This is a genomic window from uncultured Propionibacterium sp. (genome assembly GCF_963539965.1).
Taxonomy (GTDB): Bacteria; Actinomycetota; Actinomycetes; order Propionibacteriales; family Propionibacteriaceae; genus Propionibacterium.
Map to the genome: position 1 here is coordinate 1 of NZ_CAUTOU010000028.1, position 21,853 is coordinate 21,853.

The 21,853-nt window shown below is 68.5% G+C and carries 16 protein-coding genes and 1 CRISPR repeat array; of the genes, 9 read left to right on the plus strand and 7 right to left on the minus strand.

The features are described from left to right. The first annotated feature begins 45 nt into the window (after nucleotides 1-45). Nucleotides 46-370: direct repeats of the CRISPR family, unit length 36 nt; unit sequence ATTTCCCCATCCATTTAGATGGGGCTCCATTGAAGC. Nucleotides 371-1,233: 863 nt separating this feature from the next. Genes R2N01_RS06370 through R2N01_RS06395 form a run of 6 tightly spaced genes read right to left on the minus strand, consistent with a single transcriptional unit; the run spans nucleotide 1,234 to nucleotide 10,546 of the window. Then, nucleotides 1,234-3,402 carry a TIGR03986 family CRISPR-associated RAMP protein gene (locus R2N01_RS06370; protein ID WP_316669591.1) on the minus strand — a complete coding sequence of 723 codons (2,169 nt, stop codon included), beginning with the start codon at nucleotides 3,400-3,402 and terminating at the stop codon, nucleotides 1,234-1,236. A gap of 1 nt (nucleotide 3,403) precedes the next feature. Then, the gene (locus R2N01_RS06375) at nucleotides 3,404-3,925 is read right to left on the minus strand and encodes a hypothetical protein (protein ID WP_316669593.1); all 522 of its coding nucleotides are present in this window, start codon (nucleotides 3,923-3,925) and stop codon (nucleotides 3,404-3,406) included. Continuing rightward, nucleotides 3,918-5,564 (minus strand): RAMP superfamily CRISPR-associated protein, encoded by a 1,647-nt coding sequence (locus R2N01_RS06380; RefSeq protein WP_316669595.1) that lies wholly within the window; start codon nucleotides 5,562-5,564, stop codon nucleotides 3,918-3,920. Before R2N01_RS06380 ends, R2N01_RS06375 begins: the two co-directional genes overlap by 8 nt. Further along, nucleotides 5,561-7,516 carry an RAMP superfamily CRISPR-associated protein gene (locus R2N01_RS06385; protein WP_316669597.1) on the minus strand — a complete coding sequence of 652 codons (1,956 nt, stop codon included), beginning with the start codon at nucleotides 7,514-7,516 and terminating at the stop codon, nucleotides 5,561-5,563. Before R2N01_RS06385 ends, R2N01_RS06380 begins: the two co-directional genes overlap by 4 nt. Then, entirely contained in the window at nucleotides 7,513-9,240 is a 1,728-nt protein-coding gene (locus tag R2N01_RS06390) for a Cas10/Cmr2 second palm domain-containing protein (protein ID WP_316669598.1), read from the minus strand. Before R2N01_RS06390 ends, R2N01_RS06385 begins: the two co-directional genes overlap by 4 nt. A 40-nt stretch (nucleotides 9,241-9,280) precedes the next feature. After that, nucleotides 9,281-10,546 carry an SAVED domain-containing protein gene (locus R2N01_RS06395; protein WP_316669600.1) on the minus strand — a complete coding sequence of 422 codons (1,266 nt, stop codon included), beginning with the start codon at nucleotides 10,544-10,546 and terminating at the stop codon, nucleotides 9,281-9,283. A 506-nt stretch (nucleotides 10,547-11,052) separates the two neighbouring features. On the opposite strand from R2N01_RS06395, the gene R2N01_RS06400 reads away from it, so the two are divergent. From R2N01_RS06400 to coaBC, 3 genes are all read left to right on the plus strand, one after another. Further along, on the plus strand, nucleotides 11,053-11,232 hold the full coding sequence (locus R2N01_RS06400; protein WP_316669602.1) for a histidine phosphatase family protein: 180 nt from the start codon (nucleotides 11,053-11,055) through the stop codon (nucleotides 11,230-11,232). Nucleotides 11,233-11,282: 50 nt separating this feature from the next. Beyond that, the gene (locus tag R2N01_RS06405; protein WP_316669604.1) at nucleotides 11,283-11,990 is read left to right on the plus strand and encodes a histidine phosphatase family protein; all 708 of its coding nucleotides are present in this window, start codon (nucleotides 11,283-11,285) and stop codon (nucleotides 11,988-11,990) included. A gap of 280 nt (nucleotides 11,991-12,270) precedes the next feature. Then, nucleotides 12,271-13,545 carry a bifunctional phosphopantothenoylcysteine decarboxylase/phosphopantothenate--cysteine ligase CoaBC gene (gene coaBC / locus R2N01_RS06410; RefSeq protein WP_316669606.1) on the plus strand — a complete coding sequence of 425 codons (1,275 nt, stop codon included), beginning with the start codon at nucleotides 12,271-12,273 and terminating at the stop codon, nucleotides 13,543-13,545. An 82-nt stretch (nucleotides 13,546-13,627) separates the two neighbouring features. Here the strand turns inward: coaBC and R2N01_RS06415 are convergent, their stop codons facing one another. Beyond that, nucleotides 13,628-15,193 (minus strand): MDR family MFS transporter, encoded by a 1,566-nt coding sequence (locus tag R2N01_RS06415; protein WP_316669608.1) that lies wholly within the window; start codon nucleotides 15,191-15,193, stop codon nucleotides 13,628-13,630. Nucleotides 15,194-15,331: 138 nt separating this feature from the next. Between R2N01_RS06415 and R2N01_RS06420 the strand changes: the two genes are divergently transcribed. From R2N01_RS06420 to R2N01_RS06445, 6 genes are all read left to right on the plus strand, one after another. Next, a complete protein-coding gene (locus R2N01_RS06420; RefSeq protein ID WP_316669610.1) occupies nucleotides 15,332-15,943 on the plus strand; it encodes a MarR family transcriptional regulator in 612 nt (203 codons plus the stop codon). 104 nt (nucleotides 15,944-16,047) lie between these two features. After that, a complete protein-coding gene (locus R2N01_RS06425; protein WP_316669612.1) occupies nucleotides 16,048-16,878 on the plus strand; it encodes an aldo/keto reductase in 831 nt (276 codons plus the stop codon). 634 nt (nucleotides 16,879-17,512) lie between these two features. Then, nucleotides 17,513-18,556 (plus strand): hypothetical protein, encoded by a 1,044-nt coding sequence (locus R2N01_RS06430; RefSeq protein WP_316669615.1) that lies wholly within the window; start codon nucleotides 17,513-17,515, stop codon nucleotides 18,554-18,556. A gap of 280 nt (nucleotides 18,557-18,836) precedes the next feature. Continuing rightward, nucleotides 18,837-19,451: a helix-turn-helix domain-containing protein gene (locus R2N01_RS06435; RefSeq protein WP_316669617.1), complete on the plus strand. Its 615-nt coding sequence runs from the start codon at nucleotides 18,837-18,839 to the stop codon at nucleotides 19,449-19,451. Next, the gene (locus R2N01_RS06440; protein ID WP_316669619.1) at nucleotides 19,448-20,695 is read left to right on the plus strand and encodes an alpha/beta fold hydrolase; all 1,248 of its coding nucleotides are present in this window, start codon (nucleotides 19,448-19,450) and stop codon (nucleotides 20,693-20,695) included. The genes R2N01_RS06435 and R2N01_RS06440 overlap by 4 nt, the downstream gene beginning before the upstream one ends. 602 nt (nucleotides 20,696-21,297) lie before the next feature. Next, nucleotides 21,298-21,627 (plus strand): hypothetical protein, encoded by a 330-nt coding sequence (locus R2N01_RS06445; RefSeq protein WP_316669621.1) that lies wholly within the window; start codon nucleotides 21,298-21,300, stop codon nucleotides 21,625-21,627. The last annotated feature ends 226 nt before the right edge of the window (nucleotides 21,628-21,853 follow it).

Below are 21,853 nucleotides of genomic sequence, written 5' to 3' on the forward strand. Positions count from 1 at the left end.
CCAATGAACCAACGGGGGCTTGTCGACAGTGCCGGCGTCCTCCTCATTTCCCCATCCATTTAGATGGGGCTCCATTGAAGCTCAAATATCCCTCCGGGGATTTTTTAAAGAGGCCGGATTTCCCCATCCATTTAGATGGGGCTCCATTGAAGCAACCTACTGCCCGTACATCACGGCCCCCATCCAGACATTTCCCCATCCATTTGGATGGGGCTCCATTGAAGCCAGATGTCGTTGCTGACGTTGCGGGGCAGCAGGTTGATTTCCCCATCCATTTAGATGGGGCTCCATTGAAGCACTCCGGCCTCGAATATCCCGAGACGATCGACTACCTATTTCTCCATCCATTTAGATGGGGCTCCATTAGAACAGTGAGTGTTGAAGATAACAACATGCGCTGTCAGCGTATCCACTGGGGTATACAAGACTTGTTGTTTCGATGGGACCGTTGTTGTTTCTGTTGGGGGGTGTCGGGGCGTGGGGAGGGCCTGCCGGAGGGATGGTGGGGTTGATCGTGCTCGATGATCTCGGGGCGGGTTCTCCGCACGTGCTGTGCAACGGGTTCCTCGGCGGCCGCGGTGGCGGATTCGTGCACGGTCCTCGCCGGGGCCTGTCCTCGTTGCCCGTGGAGGTCGGGCGGGGTCTGGGCGCCGGGCGAGGGGGTGCGGGCCGCGATCATCGGTCGTCGTCGGGACCACGCCCGGGTGGAACTCGCCGGGTCCTCCGGCGCCGGCCGGCAAGGGCCGCACCGGGCCCGCCATGATCACCCCGGAACGAGAACCGGCCGGTGGGGGCCGGCAGCGTCTCGGAAACAGTGCACCAGAACCATCAGCACGCCACGCGCCCCGGGCGGACGAGCGGTCACCCACCCCCGGAACCCGGCGGATACCCCGCACCCCCGCAGAAGACCCCTCCACACCTTCCCGGGACCATTACGGAAAGCATCACGCCCGAACCCCCAGAAACAGCTTTGCATAACCCCACTGACTGAAGGGATCGGGTTTCATCAAGTCTGTTCATCACGCGACGCCTAGGAATTGAGTTGTAGCGTACTTGGCCCAAGAGGCGGGTGTATTTGCACGATGGCTTAGCGTCAAGTGAGAACGATCTCAGTGAATCGTGGTAAGGCGCGTTCGAGGTAAGGATTGTGCGCCGTGATGCGGACTCGGGTTTGGCCTGTTACGACGTTGTCATGACCTCAGGGGATCTCCTCGAGAACTTGCAACCGATAAATCAGTCCTCATGGGGAACTTTAATCGGCACGGGGTCTTCAAAGAGATCCTCGGGCGACAATCCGCGATCTTTCTTCGGCTGGCCCGTCTTCGAATCGGTCTGATTGTTGCTCTTGTTCTCAGACAAGGTCATGTAGCGGACCTCTGCGCCGTCGCTGTAGCCGAAGGCGGCGCGTTGCATGGCACGCACCCATGGCAGCCCCATGTATTTTTCTTCATCAGGGAGCGAAAAATTTGTGGGGTTGACAACAGGTGCTCCAGAATCCAGACATCCGGACAGGGTCTCGTACTGATTGGCCATGCATTTTCCCTGCACGGCGCGCAAGCCACCATCGGCGACCCGTACCTCGAGCACCCCTAGGCCGAGTGGCTTCCCCAAGCCCATTCGCAGGAAGCCCACGGCATCGGGATGCTTTTTCTTCTCCATTGTCGGAGTCAAGTTTTCTGGTGTGAGTACCCAAAGCAGGGCTCCGAGCTCGTCCCTGCTCAGATTCGTGAAATCGACTGTGCAGCGCAGCACGCTGCCGGTCTTCACCCACGAGCGCACTGTCGTGCGCACGGATGCGTTGCTCTGGTCCACGTCAGATGCTTTGGGGAGCCGTGTTGCCGGCTCGGGGAAACCTTGCTTGTTCAGCAGCTCGCGATGCACCGGGTAGGCGGCGGAGCCGAGGAGCTGACCGGTTGAGAAGAGCTCGCGCCTGGCCAAGGGCGAGCCGTCCTCTCTCTTTACGGTCTCTCCGGACCCCTTGGTAAGGAAACGACGTGCCGAAGTCGGCTTCGGCGACAGCAGCGGCGAGAGCTGTTTCTCCTCTCTGCTGATGTGTGCTTCCGAGGCGTCGACCATGCTGAAGGACAAGTGCCCACGGGAGGCGACATCACCGCCCTTGGCTTTCTCACCCGCCTCGGATACGACATAGCCGAAGAGCCGATCAGCGGCCGAGGCCTCAGTCTTCTCGGCCAACGGCACAACGCCCTGGTCCTCGGCGAGCTCTCGTGGTGGCTTGTTATAGGAGCGTCTGCCCACCATCGTCGGGAAGACATCCACGACCCGGGAGTTTCCTGGGATGCTCTCGGAAGAGGCACGGTTCCCTTCCAGCTGCACGAAGACGAGGTCGCCATCGGTCAAGGCATCATCGGCGGTGCCGTGGTAAGCCGACGCCGCCCGGTTGAGCAGGTTCCTGTCACCGGGGTCATCACGATGCTCCCGATACGATCGGAGCACCTCGGCGTATCGTCTCAGATGACCATGGTCCAAGGGCAGGACGGTTCCATCGAGAGATCTTCCCTGCCGGTCCGACTTGAAGAAGAATCGCTCATATGTTTTCCCCTCATAGAGGTCATTCGACGTCTTCCCATCGGGGCTCGTACGGCACGGGTACCCCCACACCTTGAAATGGCATGACGATCTGGAGCCGGGGATTTCGAAGAAGACTTCGAGGTCATCGCCGTTCCACACGCCGGTGACCATCAGGTGTGAAGCATTCTTTTGATCTTTCCATTCGGTGAGCTGTACTTCGATCTCTTCTCCGTGAGGAGTCCTGCTCCGGAACCGGTTGAAAACCTGTTTGGCGTTGATGACGCCGCCAGGAATTGTTCTGATCTTTGGATGATTCTTGCAAACAATTGTTCCGTGCCCCTCGTTCGGATTGTCACGAATCAAGGCGACTCGAGAATTCCTGCCGAATCCGTCGAGAATCTCGACCGCGCAGTCACCGCTGCTGTCGGTGCAGATACGTCCGGGCAGCAGGCTGTTCGCATCAGCCGGGTCTGCCCGGTACGTGAGATTCTTGGAATGGTCGTTCGTGCTCTTCCGGTGCCCAGAGGGGTCCTTGACGGCCCCGAAGACCCGGAAGCGCGAGCAGGTCAGCGTCTCGTAGGCCCGCGAGATCATGCCCTTGACCATCGTCGGAGGGATGACGGGCCTGTCATCCCTCATCGGAAGATCGATCACGCCGTTCTTCTGCTCCCCGAAGACCAGGGGAGTGCGAACCGTCATCTCCAGGTCGATCGAACCCGACCAGCGATCGGCAGCGAGGCGGTCATGACCGGTGGCGGGGCCATCGGCGAAGAGATCGCGTGAGAGCAGCCCCTTCTCCGCGTACTTCTGCGTCTTGGGCCGGAGCACCGGGATCCGGTTGACCGCGGAATGAAAAGCTTCGAACTCGGCCATCTCAGGCCCACCTTCCCGTCATCAGCTCATCGGCGAAGACGATGTTCCCGTAATCGTTCTCCTGGACGAACACCTCGACGCTCCCCATCCTCGGTGCCTTGCCCGCGTCCTGCTGGTCACTGTGCTGCAAGTAGGCGTTGTGGCGGAACCAGCATTCGTCCCCGGTCGTTCCCGAATCACGCGAGTGCACCGCTATCTCGGCCGCTCCCGAACCATTGAGCCAGCGCAGCTCCCGTGCCTGTGCACCGCCGAGCGTCCCAGCGTCGACGGCCCACAGGCGCAGCTCGTAGATCGTCTTCAGAGGCACCGGGCGGCGCTCATTCTCGACAACGGTCATCACGGCATCGCCCGACACCCCGCGCACCGAGCGCGCACCCGCAGTCGTATAAGCGATTCCCTGCCACCCGGTGCCGGAATCGGTAGCCTCTCGGAGCATCTCGTCCAGCGAGCGCTCCGGGCAGGAGCGCGACACCAGGACGGCCCGTTCGGGCCGGGCTGCACTCCTCGATGCCTCGTCAGCCATTGGTCCTCTCCTCGGCCTCGATGAGATGGGTCGACCAGCCGGTCCAGTCCTCGTCCGCGACGTCGGGGTTCTTCCCGATCGCGAGCGTCCTGAGGCTTTCGAGCACCCTCGCCGCTATCGACTCGGTGTCCCCCGGCCCCGATGCCGTGAAGTCCCAGGGGCCACCGACGATCTGCCGGCCGCCCTCGACCCTCAGCCTCGTCACCGTCACCTGGCCCATGCCCCGTGCGCCGCGGCTGCCCAACGGCAGCGTTCCCGTCGCCAGTTCGGCGAGCGTGAGGCCCAGCAGGCACCATGCGGCCCTGTGGCGATCCGGGCCGGTGCCTCCGGGGAACATCCCCGGGTCGAGCTCCAGCTCGATGCTGTTCCACGCGACGTCGTGCACCTCCTCGCTGTACAGGGCCCCTTCGGCGACGCCGCCGGTCCACCGGTCGCCGGCGTTGTGCGTGACCTTCCGGCAGGGGCCGGGCCCGGCCGCGAGGGTGTCCAGCACGGTGAGGGCGCCGCGGTGCTCGGTGCTGCCGAACAGATCCCGCACGAGCACCGGATCGTCGGCGAGCTGATCGTGGACACCGGTCTCCGACCAATTCCTGACGCCCCGGCGGGCCGCGAGCACAGTGCGGGCGATCCGGGACGCCCTGGAACGAAGCGCTCCGCGCACCGAACTGCCCGGAAGCACCAGCAGATCGTTCTCGCCGGGGCCGCAGCGCAGCGGCCTGGCCGGCTCGGTCTCCTCGCCGCCCGGATCAGCGCCCCGGTCGGCGGTGTCGGCCTCCGCCGGCGCGGTGTTCTCGGCGTCTGCCGGCCCGGCGTCGCCCGCGCCCCTGGGCTCGGCGACGAGAATGCCCGACGGACTGCGCCACTCGATACTGATCCGCACCCGTTCGCCGGCACCGCAGCCCACCGGTGCGAACTGATCGGTGATGTCCTGCCCGCCGCCCAGCCAGGCCATGAGCCCCTCGCGTGAGCCCAGCTCTGACCTCGTGAGATTCCACGCCCTGTCACCGTCGAGCTCGACGCGGCCCCAGCCGGCGTTCCTGCGGCCGCCGAAGCCGACCCGTCCGTCCTTGAGAAGCCCGAGGATGAGCCGGAACAGTCGCTCGACCTGCTCGGGGGATGCCGCTGCGCCCGCATCGGGGGAGCCGTCATCGGGAGGCCCGGCCTGCGCGGTGACCGTGAGTTCGAGCCCCACCCCGGCCGGCAAGTACTCATGGGCGAACAGCGCCGTGTCCGCGGCGGTGCCCCAGTAGCGGTCGACGGCGATGCCGGTGCGGGTGCCGAGCGGACGCGGGCCCGTGCTCGGCCCGGGCTCCCCGGAAGCGGCCACCTGACCGAGCCGGATGGGATGGAAGGTCAGCGCCGCGGCATGATCCTGGTCTCCCCACAGTTTCCTCAGATCGCCGCGTGCCAGCCCTGCTGCGTCGCCGTTCCTGAGCTGCTGCTCGCAGGCCGCCCGCAGCGCGCCCTTGACCGAACGCCCGGTGAGGACCGGGTCCCCATGACCGTCGCGGGCGAAGCCTCTTGGTTCCGTCATTCGTTCATCCGCGTTGCGGGAGCGGTCCACGGGCGCGTCGACGCCGCCGGAGTGCATCGGCGAGGCGGTCCTCAGGTGAACGGTCAACTCGTAGCGGGTCCTCATCGTTGTTCCCCCTGCTCCGCCGCGCCGAGACCTCGGCCGGCCAGGAAGTCCTCCTGGCCGAGACGGGTCAGCCGGAAATCCCGCCGCCCCAGGAGGTCGTGTCCGACGGCGAAACGTCCGAAGCCCTGAGCGGTCAGCTCCCCGAGGCCGGTGATCGAGAGCCGGGCCAGCCCGGCCAGCACCGCATCCGGGTCGGCGCCTCCGACCGGGCGCACGCGCAGCACCGAGCCGGCGCTGACCGCCGTCCGAGTGGCGCGCGGCTGCTGATCGGCCGCCGACCAGGAGTCCACGCGGCGGTGGCGCACTCCGGCGGTGAGCGCCCCTGCGGCCTCTGCGAGTTCCACGGCGGCGCCCTCGCGGTGAAGCGCGGCGAACAGGTCGGGCACGCTCCCGCCCGGCCCGAGCCGGCCGGAGCGGACGAGCACGTCGGAGGTGAACCACAGCGTCGTCGCACCATCATCGTCCCATGCGGCCTGGGGCGGGTCGGCCTGCTCGAAGCGCCCGATACGGAACCGGACCCGGCCGTAGGAGCCGCTGAGACGACGGGCCCCCACCCGCGCTGTGAGCGCACCGCCGGCCGGGAAGGCCTTCTTCAGCCGCTCACCGAGATGCTCGCGCAGCCGCGCACTCATGAGGATGGACGCGCCCATGGCCAGCCCGGCGGGCAGCGCCCGCACGAGGAAGAGCTGGCCCGAGCGGGCCGCGCCGGTGGCCGGGTCATGGGCCGTGGACTGGCGTCCCACCGGGGACGGGGCGCCGAACGCGCCGACGACTCGTTCCTCCTCCGCGTCGTCCGGGGCGAACCCCGGGAAGACATAACCCGAACGCACCGGCACCCAGGCCTCACCGATCGGTTCCTCGGGTCCGGGCTTCTTGTCGAGCAGCCGGTTGCGTACCGTGATGCTCCCGCACCCGCCGTCGGGGTCTGCCCCCTCGATCTTCGGGCGGCTCAGCACCAGCGGCGCCGGCAGCCCCCGGATGCCCCCGGCCACTGCGGTGGCATCGGAGACCAGCAGGTCACCGGCGACGACGGCGTCGCGCACCAGCTGATCGCCGGGGAAGGCCGCCCTCAGCCGGCGGTGCACCCAGGGCAGCAGCGCGGTGCCGCGCAGAAAATCGAGCGAGCGCACCTCGTTCGACAGCGGCACCTCGTAGGAGACCGTCGGGGCGGCCAGCTCCAGCCGCAACCCGACCGTCAGGAAACCGCGGTCACGGCCCTCGCCCTGCACGGCCGGGCCGGTGAGCCGCGGGGCGGCGGGGGCGCCGCTGGCCGTCGGGGCGGCCGGGGCGGGGCCGGACCACTTCTTCAGCTGCTCGCGGCACCACGCACGGGCCGCGGTGGCATCGGCCCGCTCGCCGATGAGGACATCGCACAGCCCGTCGCCGTCGGAGCGGTTGGAGCCGATACCGCGCACCAGCAACCCGGCAAGGGCCAGGACGAATTCGGCCGCCCCGCGCTGCCCGTCGTCCCAGCCGATGGGGCGCCCGTGCAGGTCGGCCCGGGCCAGGTCCACCTCGCCGTGGAGGGTGCAGGCGCCCGCCCGTTCGAAGAAGCGCAGGAAATCGCTCTTGGCGGTGCCCGTCGTCTCGTCGATCGACAACGAGACCACCTCGTGCACCGGCGCGGGCTCGCTGCTGGCGCAGATCGCGTCGCGGAAGCTGAGGAGCCGTGGCGCCTCGGCGGTGCCGAACAGCGCGGTGACGAAGTCGTGCCAGCTGCCCGCCTCGGCGCCGTCGAGCGCCCGGGCGACTGTGGCCGCCTGCTCGCGGACCACCCCCGTCAGGGCCGTGCCGCGCACCACGGGGTGGCCGTGCTCGTCCTTCTCGACGACGGAGTTCACCCCGCCGGCGAGCCCGGCCCCGGTGCCCACGCCCCAGTCGGAGCCGAAGACGACGGTGATGGGCAGGTTCGCACCGGGCTGTTCCGGCATCGGGACCGTGATGCCGCTCATGCCCGCTCCTCCCCCGGGTCAGAGGCCGGCCGTCCGGGCCGGCCTTGCGGCGACTGCGCTCCCTGGTGCTTCAGATAGGAGTCGGGGAGCAGATCTGCCAGCTCCAGGAGGTCGAACATGGCCTCCTTGCCGCCGAGCCCCTGCGCCGAGGGGTACTCGGCGCAGGCCACCCGCCATTCCGCCGCAGCCCTGGCGAGCAGGTCCGAGCTGCGCCCGGCCTCACTGCCGGACCGGGCCCGGGCGGCGCCGGACAGCATCGTGCGGATACGCGCGGCACGGGTTCTGGGGAAGCCCTTGGTGCGGTCGTCGTCGTTCTGCGAGATCGATCCCCTGAACTTGACGACCTGCTGGCAGGCGCTCGACCACGGTCCGTTGCGGGTGAGCCCCTGTGCCGGTGCGCCGGCTGCCCGGGCCAGCGTGAAGGGACGGCTGCTGATCGGCCGGTAGGCCTCGAGAAGCTCCTCGGCGTTGAGCACGGTGGTGTCGAAGAGCACGTGGTAGTTCACCGTGGAGACCGTCGAGGTGCTGCCCTTACCGATCCCCTTCGCCTCCTCGACGAGCCGTTCCGCCAGGTCGTAGGCGATGTGGAAGGGAAAGTTGCAGCGGACGATCGCCGCCCCGGCCGCGGCCGTCATCGGCCCGGTCCGGCCCTCCGGATGCTCGCCGAGGTGCTTGAGCAGACCGTCCTCGGCGGTGGCCTGCTCGTAGTGGCGCAGGTACGAGGTGGCGAAGGGCAGGGCGTAGTCGCCGCTCGTGATGACGGTGACGTCGTCGCCGCCGAGCAGCACCGGTACGACGGGGATGGCGGTGTACTTCCTTCCCGCTTCCTCGGCGTCCTGCCGGGCCCAGCCGGCGACGTCCGACCAGGCCCGGCTGAAGGCCTTCTTCACCGCGTGGTCGAGACTCTTGTTGACGGCGAGGATGAACTGCCGCAGGGCGTCGCCATCGTTCGGCGCGCATCCGACGGCTGCCCTGAAGTCGGCGGCCCCGAGGCGGCCCATGGCGCCGCCCAGGTCGCGCATGATCGCCCCGACCCCGTTGCCGTCGATGTGGAGGACGGCGACCTTCGACAGGGCGTCCTGGTCGTCCTCGTGCTCGGGCTGGAGCATCTGCTCCAGTCGGGTCGGGTCGCGGGCGAGTTTCTCGTCCTCGTCGTGGATTCCCTTGTCGGTCCGAGCCAGATCGAGCAGGTGCCCGCGCGCGGCGAGGGCGGCGTGCCGCTTGACCCGGGAGGGCAGGGAATGGGCCTCTTTCTTGTCGTCATTGCTCTCGTCGTGGAGGCCGAGCGGCGGTGCGGCCGGCAGGGAGGAATCGCGTGCCCTGGCCAGGAAGGGCAGCTGAGCGAACCGGGCGTCAGCGGGCGGGCGCCGCAGCGCGTACTCGTCCGCCGCCCTGTTGAGGGCGAGCAGATCGGCGGGGGAGAAGTGCTCTGAGCCCATCGGCGCGAAGACGCCGCTGATGTCCATCCCCGGCGTCTCGATGAGGGCCCGCAGGGTGATCTCGCGGATGATGTCCCTGGCTCGTGCCTCGTCGGCGGCGGTGAGGATCACCTTGCCCGACGAGCGGGAGACCCACGAGTACGCCGCGCCCTGCTGCTTCAGGATCTCATCGACCCAGCCGTCGAGAAGGGTGAGCTGGTAGGACGCGCCGATGTTCTCCCGCAACCGTGGGGAGCCGAAGATGAAATGCTGCTTGCTGTTGATGTCGATCAGGACGGCGTGCACGATGCCCGCTCCCTCGCGCTCGGGACGGTTCGGTGGATCATCATGGGGCCAGAACTTTCCTGATGACGTTTCCCGAGCGCGATGTGTCCACTTCCAGCGCGGGGATGTAGCGTCCATCGCTCTTCGAGTACTCGTAGACGGTGAGATCGAGGGTGTTGACCAGTCTGCCGATGAGGAATGCGACGGGGAAAGGGCATCTCAGGAACAGGTGAACGTGGGCGGTGCCGTGCTCGTACGACAACTCGCGAATCTCGTGGGCCGCTTCCAGCGCGATCTTCTGCCCCAGTTCCGGACCGAAAAGATGCCCGTGGCCGAAGCATTCATCGGGGATGCGCAGATGGGCCCATGCCGTCAGGCCGGCCGGGGGCCTGTTGACGAAATCGTCGAATGGGCCGTCGTTCCTGGGCTCGATCAGGTCGACGTAGACGGCGACCTCCTTGGCCGTGGACAGGCTTTCCCTCTCGTCCTGTCTTTCCCGGCGGACGATTCCCTCGGGCGAGGCCGGCCCGCTGCTCGACCAGACCTCGCCGTCGGCGGTGACGGCCTCGGCCCGGCCGATCAGCGTCTTCGGGAACTGGGCGCCCAGGGCGAATGCGACGGACAGATGGGGCTTGCCGCTCACGCGCAGGAGCGGTGTTCTCGAGGATGCGATGGCGTCGCGGACTATCCCCAGGGTCGTCCGGAGATCCTCGAGCCCCTCACGGCTGATGGCCTCGTCATCGCTCGGGCTGCTCAGGTAGATGTCGAGGTGGTGCTCGGCCCGCGCCGGGCTGGGAGGGGCGACCCTCGTCTCGATGCGCAGGTCGAGATGGTCCCCGCCCGTGGTGGGCGCCGCGAAGTGGTCCTTGACGTATGCGGTGACCAGCTCCTTCCCGGCCTGTTCCGTGAGGCCTTCTTCCGGTGTCGCGGTGAACTGCTTGATCCTCTCCAGGGTTCCCTTCCTTCTGCCGAGCGGTTCATCCAGCCCCGTCCAATCGTCGGATGCGGCGTTGACGATGCTCAGCGAGAACCGGGAGTCCCGGTCGATCAGACCCAGCAGGCCGGCCGCCTCCACCTTTTTGATGATCACGCTCTTCGCGACATCGGGTGTGACGACGAGCACGCCCCCGGACAGTCCCTCGTCCATCGCCTGCCGGATGCGGTCCTCGAAACGCCCGGTGGTGAGATCGCTCTGGTCGATCCAGACCGGCAGCCCCGCCGCGCGCAGCAATCGGACGAGCTGGTCGGCGATCGTCTTCCCGTCCGAATGCCGGTAGGAGATGAAGATCGGACCGCGGGGGTCGTGTGCGGCTCCGGTGGCGGGCATGATCATGATCCTCCTGACGTTGGCGTGCGGGCGCGCAGAAGAGCCCGTGAAGCGGATCGACAGGCCATGTCGCACCCGGCGTTGGGATCGTCAATGGTCAGGTAAGGGGCGCTCCTGATGCACTGAGCCGAACTCTACTCCGGCAAGAGCTCCGAGGGCTGCGTATCACTTGTCGAGTTGTCGGGTTGGCGCAGTCCAGGGCCCTCTGCGCGTCTCCGGGGCGCTGGCGGAACGCGTCTCTCAGTTCTCAGTAGGCAACGGTGCGGAATGCATCCGGATCGGATACGACGGGGTCCGGGGTTTTCAGGGGCGGACGCCCGCCGAACCCGTGGTGGTTCCCGTCGAGCCCGCCCGTGCTGAGCGGTGACCGCGGCAAGGCCTCTGGTCAGAAGAGGGGACCGGGATCCGCACCGGCCTGGGCGTCCTGGGCGCTGCCGCCTATCGTTGGGGCATCCGGCCCGGCACGGGGCCCGTCGCCGGCCGGACCCGACGGAGGGGGAGCCCGAGTGAACGCAGCCGACGGAGCCGTCGAGATCCACGTGGTGCGTCACGGCCAGACGTGGTTCAACAGGCGCGGGCGCCCCCGGGGCCGGTGCGACTCGTCGCTGGCCGAGGCCGGGCACGAACTCTCCGCGGCGCTCGGGCGGGGCCTCGACGATCTGAACCGGGCCCGGCACGGCGGCTAAGAGTGCCGGGACGAACTGCTGAAGGAACCGCTGAAGAAGGAGAACCGACCATGACCGAGACCAAGGGCCCCATCGAGATCTACCTGGTGCGCCACGGCGAGACCTGGTTCAACAAGCTCGACCGCGTGCAGGGCTGGTGCGGCACCCCGCTGACGCCCAAGGGCTTCGCGGTCGCCGAGGCGATCGGGCGGGCCTTCGCCAGCGCGGGCATCGACTTCCGGGCCGCCTACTGCGGCGACATGCTGCGCCACCACGAGACGATGGCCACCCTTCTGCGGGCGATGGGCTCGTCCCTGGAGCCGATCTCGCGCTTCGGCCTGCGCGAGATGTCGTTCGGCGCCTGGGAGGGCATGCCGAACAACCTCATGTGGGAGGCCGCCTACCGGGTGCTCGGCGTGTCCTCCACGCAGGAGGCGCTCGGCAAGGGCTTCACCCTCATCGACATCTTCGACGTCTTCAGCCGCACCAATCCCGACACCGACTACCCGTCCGACAACGTCCGCCAGGCCGCCGACCGGGCGCTGTCCACGCTCGACGAGATCGCCGACGACGAGGCCGGGCCCGGTGCCGCCCCGAGGATCCTCGTGGTGAGCAGCGGCGTGACGATCGCCTGCATCCTGCACCGTCTCGGCGCCGAGCTGAGGACCCCGGTCCACAACGGCGGGGTAAGCCGCCTGCTGCGCGACGACGACCGCGCGTGGACCGTACTCGGCCACGACGACGTCAGCTGGGCCGAGCGCGGCGGCTGGCAGGGGTGAGGCGCCTGCCGGTGGCGCGCCGACCCCATGCGGGAACTCCTCCTGATGGCCTGGAAGGCGGGATCGCCCGGGGCGCGCTGAAAAATGCATGCACCGCCTGCGGCGTCGGAACCGCGAACCGCCCGGCGGCTCAGTGCCCGCGGTGCCGCTGCCTGGCGCGCCGTCGCTTCTTCTCGTGGGCGTCCTCCGTGGCCCGCTGCCGGGAGTCCCCGGACCGGCGCTGCGCAGCGGCGCTCCGCGCCCCGGTACGGTGGGAGGCGTCGCATTATGAGGGGGCGCCATGGCAGAAGACGGCGGGCACGGGGACGACCGGCCGACGGTGCTGCTCGGCATCGGCGCGAGCATCGCCGCCTACAAGGCGGCTGGGCTGGCCAGCGCCCTGACGAGGGCGGGCGTCGACGTGCAGGCGGTCATGACGCCGCGCGCCAGCGCCTTCATCCCGCCGCTCGTCCTGGAGGCCCTCACCGGCAACCCCTGCCCGGTCGAGGTCGTCCCGTCCGGCCCGGGGCGCGCCATGGAGCACATCGACCTGGCCAGGGGGGCCGATCTCGTGCTCGTCGCCCCGGCGAGCGCCGACGTGATCGGTCGGATCGCCAACGGCCTGGCCGACGACCTGCTCACCACGACGATCCTGGCCTGCACCTGCCCCGTGCTCGTCGCGCCGGCCATGAACACCCGCATGCTCGCCAACCCGGCCGTCCAGGCCAATCTGGCGCGTCTGGCCGGGCTCGGCCACGAGGTCGTCGCCCCCGGCAGCGGCCGGCTGGCCTGCGGCGACGCCGGACCGGGCCGGATGCCCGACGAGCAGGTCCTCGTGGCGCGGGTGCTGAGGCGCCTCGGCTTCGCCGCCGGTGACGAGGCCGCTGCCGGAGCCCCTAAGATCCCCGATGGCGCGGCCTGCGGCGACCTGGCCGGCCTGCGGGTCCTCGTCACCGCCGGGGCGACTGTCGAGCGCATCGACCCGGTGCGCTGCATCACCAACCGCTCCACCGGCAGGATGGGTTTCGCCCTTGCGCGGGCGGCCCGCGATCGCGGCGCGCGGGTGACGCTCGTGGCGGGCAGCACCGCCGAGCCCCCACCGCAGATGGACGACACCATCCGGGTGGAGTCGGCCGAGCAGATGTTCCAGGCGGTGGCGGCCGAGGCGCAGACGGCGGACGTCGTCATCATGGCCGCGGCGGTGGCCGACTACCGCCCTCGGCACGTCGCCGACCAGAAGATCAAGAAGGGCGACGGCCCGGCCGTGCTGGAGCTGGAGCGCACCCGCGACATCCTGGCCTGGCTGGGCGCTCACCGGCGGGCCGGGCAGATCCTGTGCGGCTTCTCGATGGAGACCACCGACCTCGTTGCGAACTCGCGGCGCAAGCTCGAGGAGAAGGGCATCGACCTGATCGTCGCCAACGACCTGTCGACGCCGGGCGCCGGCTTCGGCGTCGACACCAATGTCGTGACGGTCATCACCCCCGAAGGGCGGACCAGGCTGCCCCTGATGAGCAAGCGCGAGGTCGCCGAGCAGGTGCTGTCGGCCGTCCTGAACGCCCGGGCGGGGCGCTGAGCGCCGGACTCCTCTGGCCGACCGTCATCCGCGGCCCGGCGGAAGACGCCTCCGGGCCGCACAGCGGATCGCTGCCGGGGCCTCAGCCCCTCTCGACGCTCGTGCGGAGCGGGACCTCCTTGATGAAGCAGACCACCAGAAGGCTCACGAGCGCCACCGGCACGAGATAACCGAAGACCGGGGCGAGCGCCTCGGAGTAGGAGCTCGTGACGATCGAGTGGAGCGGCTCGGGCAGGGCCGCGACCCTGGCGGGGGTGAGTCCGGACGTCCCGGCGCCGGCCTGCTGGGCGTTGATGCCCAGCTGGAGCATCCTCTCGGTGAGGGAGCCGGTCAGGCGGCTGGTGAACAGCGAGCCGACGACCGCGGCGCCGAGGGTCGAACCGATCTGACGGAAGAAATTGCTCGATGCGGTGGCCGTGCCGACCTCGCGGTCGGGGAAGGAGTTCTGCACGACGAGGACGAGGATCTGCTGCCCCAGCCCGATGCCGGCGCCGAGGACGAACAGATAGCCGCACAGCAGCTGGACGCTCGTGGTGACCTCCACCGTGGCGAGCAGCGCCAGCCCGATGGCGACGACGATCGAGCACGCGACGGTCATCCACTTGTAACGGCCGGTGCGCGAGGCCAGGCCGCCCGTGGTCAGCGCGGCGCCCATGAGGCCGGTGATCATGGAGAGCATGAGCAGGCCGGACTCGGTGGCCGAGTAGCCGTAGACCATCTGGAAGTAGGTGGGCATGTAGGAGACCGCTCCGAACATGGCGACGGCGATGAGCAGGCTTGAGAGCGTGGCCAGGTTGAAGTTGCGCGAGGAGAAGACGTGCAGCGGGATGATCGGCGTCTGGGCGCGGTGCTCGACGAGCAGGAAGACGACGGCGGCGAGCGCTGAGAGCACGGCGAGGCCGATGATCTGGACGGAGCTCCAGTCGTAGGTGCCGCCGCCCCAGGCGCACACCAGGATGAGTGCGGTGGTGGCCACGGTCATGGCCGCGATACCCTCCCAGTCGATGCGTGCACTCAGCTTCTGCCTGGGCAGATGGAGGAAGGCCACGGCCGTGCCGATGGCGACCAGGGCCAGCGGCACGTTGAACCAGAAGGCCCAGCGCCAGTTCAGGGATTCGGTGAACCAGCCGCCCAACAACGGGCCGGCGACCGACGAGATGCCGTAGACGGCGCCCATGGCGCCCATGTACTTGCCGCGCTCGCGGGCCGGGACGACGTCGGCGATGATCGACTGGGCGAGGATGATGAGTCCGCCTCCGCCCAGGCCCTGGACGGCGCGGGCGGCGATGAGGGCGGTCATGGAGCCGGCCGCGGCACCGATGAGGCTCCCGACGAGGAAGATCGCGATGGCCGAGACGAACAGCTTCTTGCGACCCATGAGGTCGCCGAGCCTGCCGTAGATCGGCATCATGATCGTGGCGGTGAGCATGTAGGCGGTGGTGACCCACAGCTGATGCTCCACCCCGTCGAGATCGCCGACGATGGTGGGCAGGGCCGTGGAGAAGATCGTCTGGTCGAGGCTCGCGAGGAGCATGGTGACGAGCAGGCCGGAGAAGACGGCGGCGAAACCGGCTCCGTCGGTGGCCGGCCCACCGGCCGGTCCGGTTCCGGACCCGGTGGGTTCCTCCTCGAGTGCGATGGATGACATGGGCGTTCATTTCCTCTCAATGTGCTTACCTCGGTAAGTAATGGTAGTTCATTACCCAGGTAAGTAAAATGGTGGCGCAGGAGGCCCTCATGGCATCCGGATACCGGTGCGCGCGGCCCCTGAGAGGAAGGTCCATTCATGATGACAGGCCCCCGGAACCGTGAGACCCCCGCCTCCGGCCTCGACGACTGGCCGGCGGAGCCCCCGGCCTTCGCCCTCGGGCTCCAGGAGACGGGGAGTGCCGGTCCGCTCCTGCGCGCCTTCCTCGCCGCCGCCCCCTGGGACGAGAGCGAGCGGGAACTCCCCGAGGAGATCCTCCCCCTGATCGTGACGACGATGATCGGTGTCCTCGGGGGACTGCTGCGACGGCGGCGCGACCGTCTGGCCGAGGAGGAATGGGGGATGTCCTCATCGCGGGTCGGACTGCTCATGGCCGTCGCGCGCCTGGGCAGCCCCACCATGAGTGAGCTCGCTCGCGCCCTCTCCGTCACCCCGCGGGCCGTCACACGGCTCGTCGACGGGCTCGAGGCGGACGGCCACGTCGTCCGCGAGCGCCAGGAGGCGGATGGCCGAGTCATCCGTGTGAGCCTCACCGATGAAGCTCTCGCGCGCGTCGTCACGATGGGCGACGCGCATCTTGAGCGCATCACGGAATTGAGCGCCGGGATCGACGCGGAGGATCAGCGGGCGGCTCTTCGGGTGCTCCGCGCCCTCGACTACGCGGTCCGTACCGAACTCGGTCTGGAATGAGCCTTCCCGGCCCGAGACCGGGGGCGGGCTGGGGATCTGCCCTTGCCCCCGGGGAGCAGGATGAATCGTGGAGTCATCGGATCGGGAGAGGGGCCATAACCGACATGGAGTACACGACGTTGAACAACGGGGTCGAGATGCCGATGCTGGGTTACGGCGTCTACAAGACGCCACGGGCCATTACCGAGCACTGCGTGCGCGAGGCGCTGGAGACCGGCTACCGGCTCATCGACACGGCCCAGGCCTACGGCAACGAGGACGGCGTCGGCGCCGCCGTGGCCGGCTCGGGCCTGGACCGCTCGGAGGTCTTCATCACGACCAAGACGCGCACGAGCGGCTACCGATCCACCAGGCGGTCCATCGACGAGTCGTTGCGCGCGCTGAGAACCGACTACGTGGACCTGCTGCTCGTTCACTGGTCCATGGGCGACGACGCGTCGACCTACCGGGCGCTGGAGGAGGCCTACCATCAGGGCCGGGCCCGGGCGATCGGGCTGTCCAACTTCTACGGGAGCGCGTTCGCCGGGATCGCCGGACGGGCCGATGTGGTCCCGGCCGTCAGCCAGGTCGAGACCCACGTCTTCTACCAGCAGCGCCGCGCTCGCGCCCAGTTCGATCAGTACCACACGCAGATCGAGTCCTGGGGGCCGCTGGCCGAAGGGATGCACGGCATCTTCACCGACCCGGTGCTGACCGGGATCGGGGACGCCCACGGACGGAGCGCCGCCCAGGTGGCGCTCCGCTTCCTCACGCAGTCCGGGGTCGTCGTCATCCCCAAGTCCACCCACCGCGAACGGATGGTGGAGAACTTCGAGAGCCTCGACTTCGACCTGACGGACGCCGAGGTCGCCCGCGTCAGGAGCCTCGACACCGGCACCACGCTGTCCGGCTGGCCCGGGGTGCCGGAGCAGAACTACGACGTCGAATCCGGATGAGGCCGCCGCTTCGATGCGCCGTCTCGGGCGGACGCCCTGCGGCGGAGGGCCGGGGCGGCCCTGCTCAGCCTGCTCGCCTGGGGCCAGCTCCACCCGCGGCTGCGCGTCGGCTGAGCGCCCCGCCCGCGGGCCGGTTCGGGCGGGACCGCGGCGATGCCGCCAGAATTCCCGCGGCGATGCGCATTCCGTGCCGGGCCGTCCGGCAATGCCCCCGCGGGGCGGTTCCGAAAGGGTGAATGCATATCCGTCAAATATCACCCAGATTTCACCCGGGGAGACACCCGAAATGCTGCTCGATGTCTTTGGGGGTCATCCGGCCGCGGCGTCACCGCCCCCGGCAGGACCCTCGGGTGAACCCGGAAAAAATTCAGGGGAGACGGTACGGCAACCCCGATGGTGAGTGCTGTAGGAATGCCTCGTCGATCATTCCCGGAGCGTGCGCACGGGCCGTCTCGCAGCACGCTGGCCGCCGCTCGGGGGAAGCCCGTGAATGAGGTTCGGCGCATGCCGATATCGGGATCGGGAGACACCCTGAATCCGGCGCAGAGACCGGCCCCCGAAGCTGTCACCAGTCTGTGAGAAGCTTGTCAAGCAACCTTCAAGGAGCATTCGACAAGCGAAGGAGTCCATTTACATGAAGCTGAAGAAGCGTGCTCTTCCCGCCACTCTTCTGTGCGCGGCGGCGCTGTTCATCCCGGCCACTGCCCAGGCGAATCCGGCCTGCGATTATTCGTCCCTCGAGGACATGGCCAAGGCCCCCAGCCCCTCGGACGGCACCGTCACCGCCGTCGGCGATGACGGCTCCGACCAGGAGTACTCGGTCACGGACACCCGCGAGGGCGGGAAGTACGGCGAGGTCTCGACCCATCTGCAGAACGACAAGTGGGCGGTCCCCGCAGGCCTGCAGAACCACTCGCGCACGCAGATCGACAGCACGGCCGTGCAGGCCGAGCTGTCGGTCGCCAGGTCGTACGTCGGGGTCGAGCTGACGCAGAGCCTGAGCTGGTCCGAGAGCAGCTACCGGCAGACCGGTTCCTACTACGACTACTGCGCCTATCTGTCGCTGATCCTCAAGGGCTACGACTACCAGCAGGCCAGCTCCACCGGTGAGCACGGCACGAAGGCCGGCGAGGGCATCGACTTCGGGCAGTTCTCGAAGAGCGAGGAGCTGAAGAAGGCCCCCGGCCTCGCCAGCTGGTTCTACAGCCACGGGGACGTCTGGCTGAGCACCAACTCGGAGAGCTACCAGGCGGGCGATGTGCTGTTCTTCTCGGAGCAGTCCTCCACCGAGGTCTCCTTCGCGAACGTCTACCACGCGGCCCTCTACCTCGGGAACGGCAAGATCCTCGACTGCGAGAAATCGCCCTCCGGGAAGTACACGATCGTCGAGAAGGAGTTCTCCGGCGAGCTGAAGGCGCATCTGTCGATCGTGGCGCGCGCCAGCACCCAGTACCAGCACAAGTCCTCCTCGAACGAGAGCGGGAAGAAGGCCGACGAGCAGAAGTCCCATCAGTCCGCCTGCGGCGACCAGAGCAAGCCCACCTGCGGCGATGACGAGGCCGACGACAACGACCACGACGGGGACGACGCCACCTGCAAGGACGGGGACGGCACCCCCCAGCCGCACTCCGACTCCGATGAAGACGATTCCGACGACGGCTGGGACGAGTGCGAGTGATCCCCACCGGGCCCGCACCCGAACCGCGTGATCGCGGTCGCCGCTCACCGGCGCGCTGAGACGGCACTCCGGGCCGAGGCCCCCGCCCCCTGAACGGGATGACGGGGGCCTCGGCCCCGTTCCGGTCGGACCGCGGACCCGGCGGGGAGACTCCCCCGGCCCCGCCCCGGCTGACGGGAAGGAGGACGGCAGTGGCCCCGCGGTCCCGCGACGGCGGGGCCCCGGTGCCCGAAGCGAATAGGACTTGACGGTATTAGTACTGATGAGTTCTAATCGGGGCATGGACGAAGCACGCTGGGCCTGGTTGAACCAGCGCAGCCGCCGGCGCATCCTCGAGGCGGCCGAGGCCCACTTCTCGGAGGAGGGCTACGAGACCGCGCGCGTTGACGACATCGCGGCCACGGCGAAGGTCTCGAAATCCCATCTCTACTACCACTTCCCGAGCAAGGCGGAGCTGCTGGCCTGCCTCATCGAACTCCGAACGGCCGAGATGCTGTCCGCCAAGGACGCGGTCCTCCCCGCGAACCTGCTGCCCGGCGATCCCGCAGGCGACCTCGCGGGGCCCATCGCCCGCGCCATCCACGAGATTCTCGAACCCCGCCGGGCGTTCCTCCGCGTCGCGCTGCTGGAGACGCTTCAGCGCCCCGGGTCCGCCGAGCCGGTCATGCTGGCCGTGGAGCTCGTCCTCGACGACGTCGAGCGCCGCTTCGACTCCGCAGGGCTCGACCTCGCCCCCGGCTGGCGCACGCAGCTGGTGCATCTCGGCCTGTTCCCCGCCTGCTATCTCGTCGCCCGCACCGAGGGCCCGCTCGACGCCGCCGGCGTCCGGGCCCTCGCCGAGGGGATGGCGGTGCTCGAACGCGCGCTCGTCACTCGTCGCGGAGGACGGCGATGACCGCGAAGGACCTCGGCGCACGCGGCAACACCGGGATCGTCTTCCGCAACGGCGTCATGGACTTCAATGCCGACGTGCTCCTCGGCTTCGCCCAGCAGGGAGGCATGGCGCCCGGGGCCCTCATGCAGGCCTTCCGGCGCATCCGCAACGGCAGCCCGGCCTCCTGGGCGAGTGTCTTCACCGACCTCGCACGGCGGTTCGAGGCGTCCGCTGCGGCGGCGGAGGACCATTCCGCGACCCAGGTCGCCCACCGGGCCGCCCTCGCCATGCTCGACCCGCGCACCGGCGAGGCGCGCGAGGCGAACGCCGGCATGGGGCGGGCCTTCCGCCGTTACCTGCGGGCCGCTGGCATCCTCCTCGAGCACCGTCCGATCCCCTTCCGCAGCCGTCTCCTGCCCGCCTACGCGACGCGGAGCATCGGATCAGCGGACCGCCTGGTCCTCGTCATCGGGGGCGGCGACACCTATGTCGAGGACCTCTGGTTCTTCGGCGCCCGCGCCCTGGTCGAGGCCGGCTGGCCGGTGGTGATGGTGGACCTCCCCGGCCAGGGCTTCACCCCGGACCAGGGCCTCTACTTCGGCCCCTCCACTCTGGAGGCCATCGCAGCCGTCCTCGACGACCTGCACGCCCGGGGCTTCGCCGGCGAGGTGGTCATGCTCGGCTGGTCGGGAGGCGGAATCCTCACCACGAAGTACGCGTCGGCGGCCCGGCCCGAGGACCGCATCGCCGCGCTGGTCGCGTCGGCTCCTGCGCACGACGCCCGGGCGATGTTCGAACGCGCGCTTCCAGGGGTGCTGCGCCGCAACCCGGACTCCCGGCTGCTCCGCGTCCTCCTGTCCGTGGTGCGGTGCGATCCCGTCCTCGACGCGAGCCTGTCGAAGTACGACTGGCAGTTCGGGCCGGCGGGCCTCATGGGGACGCTCGACGCCGTGGGCGAGTCGGTCCGCACCGATCCCTCGCTGCTCGACCTGCCGGTTCTCGCCCTGGTCGGCGCCGACGAGAGCGAGGAGTCGGCGCGGCAGGCCGAGACCGTTGTGGATGCGGTCCGCCCCGCGCACCCGAGCTCGCGCGTCGTCACGTTCCCCGCCTGGACCGGCGCCGCGGCGCATTGTCAGATCGGAAACATCCCGCTGGCCATGCGCGAGGTGCTCGGCTGGCTGGACGAGACGCTGCGCGGTGGCATCGCGTGTGACTGGACACCATGGTTGGCCGCGCGGCGCGGTGCAAGAGCCTTCTGGGGCTGATTGAATGCGATTTGATCTCTTCGGATGTTGGCTCTCTGCGCATGCGCGGTTGCCGGAACTCGCTGCAGGGTCCGGTGTGTTGGTGGGCATCGCCTCTGATGCGCGTGCTGCGCATGGCGTTGGAGGGATCCCCGCTCGGATGATCTGCCTGGGGCGATCGGTCTCCCACGCTCGCTTCTGGCCACTGGGTCATGGGATCCGTTCCCGAGAGTCATCCGCGTGAGGGGTGGTCCAGTGCAGTCGGAAGAAGTGCGGGTGAATGGGATCCCTGGTACTCAGTGGGGGACTGGGGGCCGACGCGCCATCGTCGCTGTTCATGGTCGGGGATCGTCTCGTAAGAATCACATGTTCGAGGCTCTGGCTCGTGTGGCAGTGGAGCGGGGGATCTTCTTGTGGCATTCGACCTCCCCGGTCACGGTGGGCGGGTGGACGGTGTGCCTTGCGACACCGCTCACGTGGTTCCGGAGCTTAGAAGTATTGGAGTGCATGCGCGCGGCTTGAGCGATCGGTTGTGTTTCTTCGGATCCAGCCTCGGTGCTTATTTCGGCGTCCGCGCATTTGAAGGATTTGGGATTGAACGCGCGTGGTTCCAGTCTCCGCTGGTGGATCTTGAGAAGTTCATCCTGGATGCCATGGCCCGCGAGGGCGTCTCCTTCGAGGAGCTGGAGCGGGCGCGAGTAATTTCCACCCCGTCCGCTCTCCTGGATTTTGACTACTGGTGCGATGTCCATGAGAATCCTGTGTCCTGGTCCGCGGATTCATATGTCATCAGGGGTGCGGCGGACGAGGTTGTCCCTCTCGGGGCCCTGGACGTGCTGATGTCCCGCGCGCGTGTTGAGTTGACCTCTCTGCCGGGCAGGGGCCACTTCCTCGGGGCGGAGGGGGACGTGCGTCTGGTGGTGGACTGGTTCCGAAGAGTTTTTGAAGAGTAGTGCGGGCCCCGGATCCGTGGCTCGATGACGTGTTCTGCATGGTCGCCACGGGACGAGACCGTTCGTCGGCTCGGGGTGGGGATGTGCTCGGGGACGCAGTCGAGGATGCGGCGAGTCGTCACGCCGATGTTCCCCCTCGGTCGATACGGCGCCCCCGACGATCCGGCACGCCTCGTCTCATGTCATGGCCGGTCGCAGACGAAGTGCCGTGGATCACGGGTCAGGC

Excerpts from the sequence above, each read along its gene's own strand:
- R2N01_RS06375 (WP_316669593.1), bottom strand. The coding sequence starts at position 3,925 with ATGGCTGACGAGGCATCGAGGAGTGCAGCCCGGCCCGAACGGGCCGTC.
- R2N01_RS06380 (WP_316669595.1), bottom strand. The coding sequence starts at position 5,564 with ATGAGGACCCGCTACGAGTTGACCGTTCACCTGAGGACCGCCTCGCCG.
- R2N01_RS06385 (WP_316669597.1), bottom strand. The coding sequence starts at position 7,516 with ATGAGCGGCATCACGGTCCCGATGCCGGAACAGCCCGGTGCGAACCTG.
- R2N01_RS06430 (WP_316669615.1), top strand. The coding sequence starts at position 17,513 with ATGAAGCTGAAGAAGCGTGCTCTTCCCGCCACTCTTCTGTGCGCGGCG.
- coaBC (WP_316669606.1), top strand. The coding sequence starts at position 12,271 with ATGGCAGAAGACGGCGGGCACGGGGACGACCGGCCGACGGTGCTGCTC.
- R2N01_RS06425 (WP_316669612.1), top strand. The coding sequence starts at position 16,048 with ATGGAGTACACGACGTTGAACAACGGGGTCGAGATGCCGATGCTGGGT.
- R2N01_RS06370 (WP_316669591.1), bottom strand. The coding sequence starts at position 3,402 with ATGGCCGAGTTCGAAGCTTTTCATTCCGCGGTCAACCGGATCCCGGTG.
- R2N01_RS06405 (WP_316669604.1), top strand. The coding sequence starts at position 11,283 with ATGACCGAGACCAAGGGCCCCATCGAGATCTACCTGGTGCGCCACGGC.
- R2N01_RS06395 (WP_316669600.1), bottom strand. The coding sequence starts at position 10,546 with ATGCCCGCCACCGGAGCCGCACACGACCCCCGCGGTCCGATCTTCATC.
- R2N01_RS06415 (WP_316669608.1), bottom strand. The coding sequence starts at position 15,193 with ATGTCATCCATCGCACTCGAGGAGGAACCCACCGGGTCCGGAACCGGA.
- R2N01_RS06420 (WP_316669610.1), top strand. The coding sequence starts at position 15,332 with ATGATGACAGGCCCCCGGAACCGTGAGACCCCCGCCTCCGGCCTCGAC.
- R2N01_RS06440 (WP_316669619.1), top strand. The coding sequence starts at position 19,448 with ATGACCGCGAAGGACCTCGGCGCACGCGGCAACACCGGGATCGTCTTC.
- R2N01_RS06435 (WP_316669617.1), top strand. The coding sequence starts at position 18,837 with ATGGACGAAGCACGCTGGGCCTGGTTGAACCAGCGCAGCCGCCGGCGC.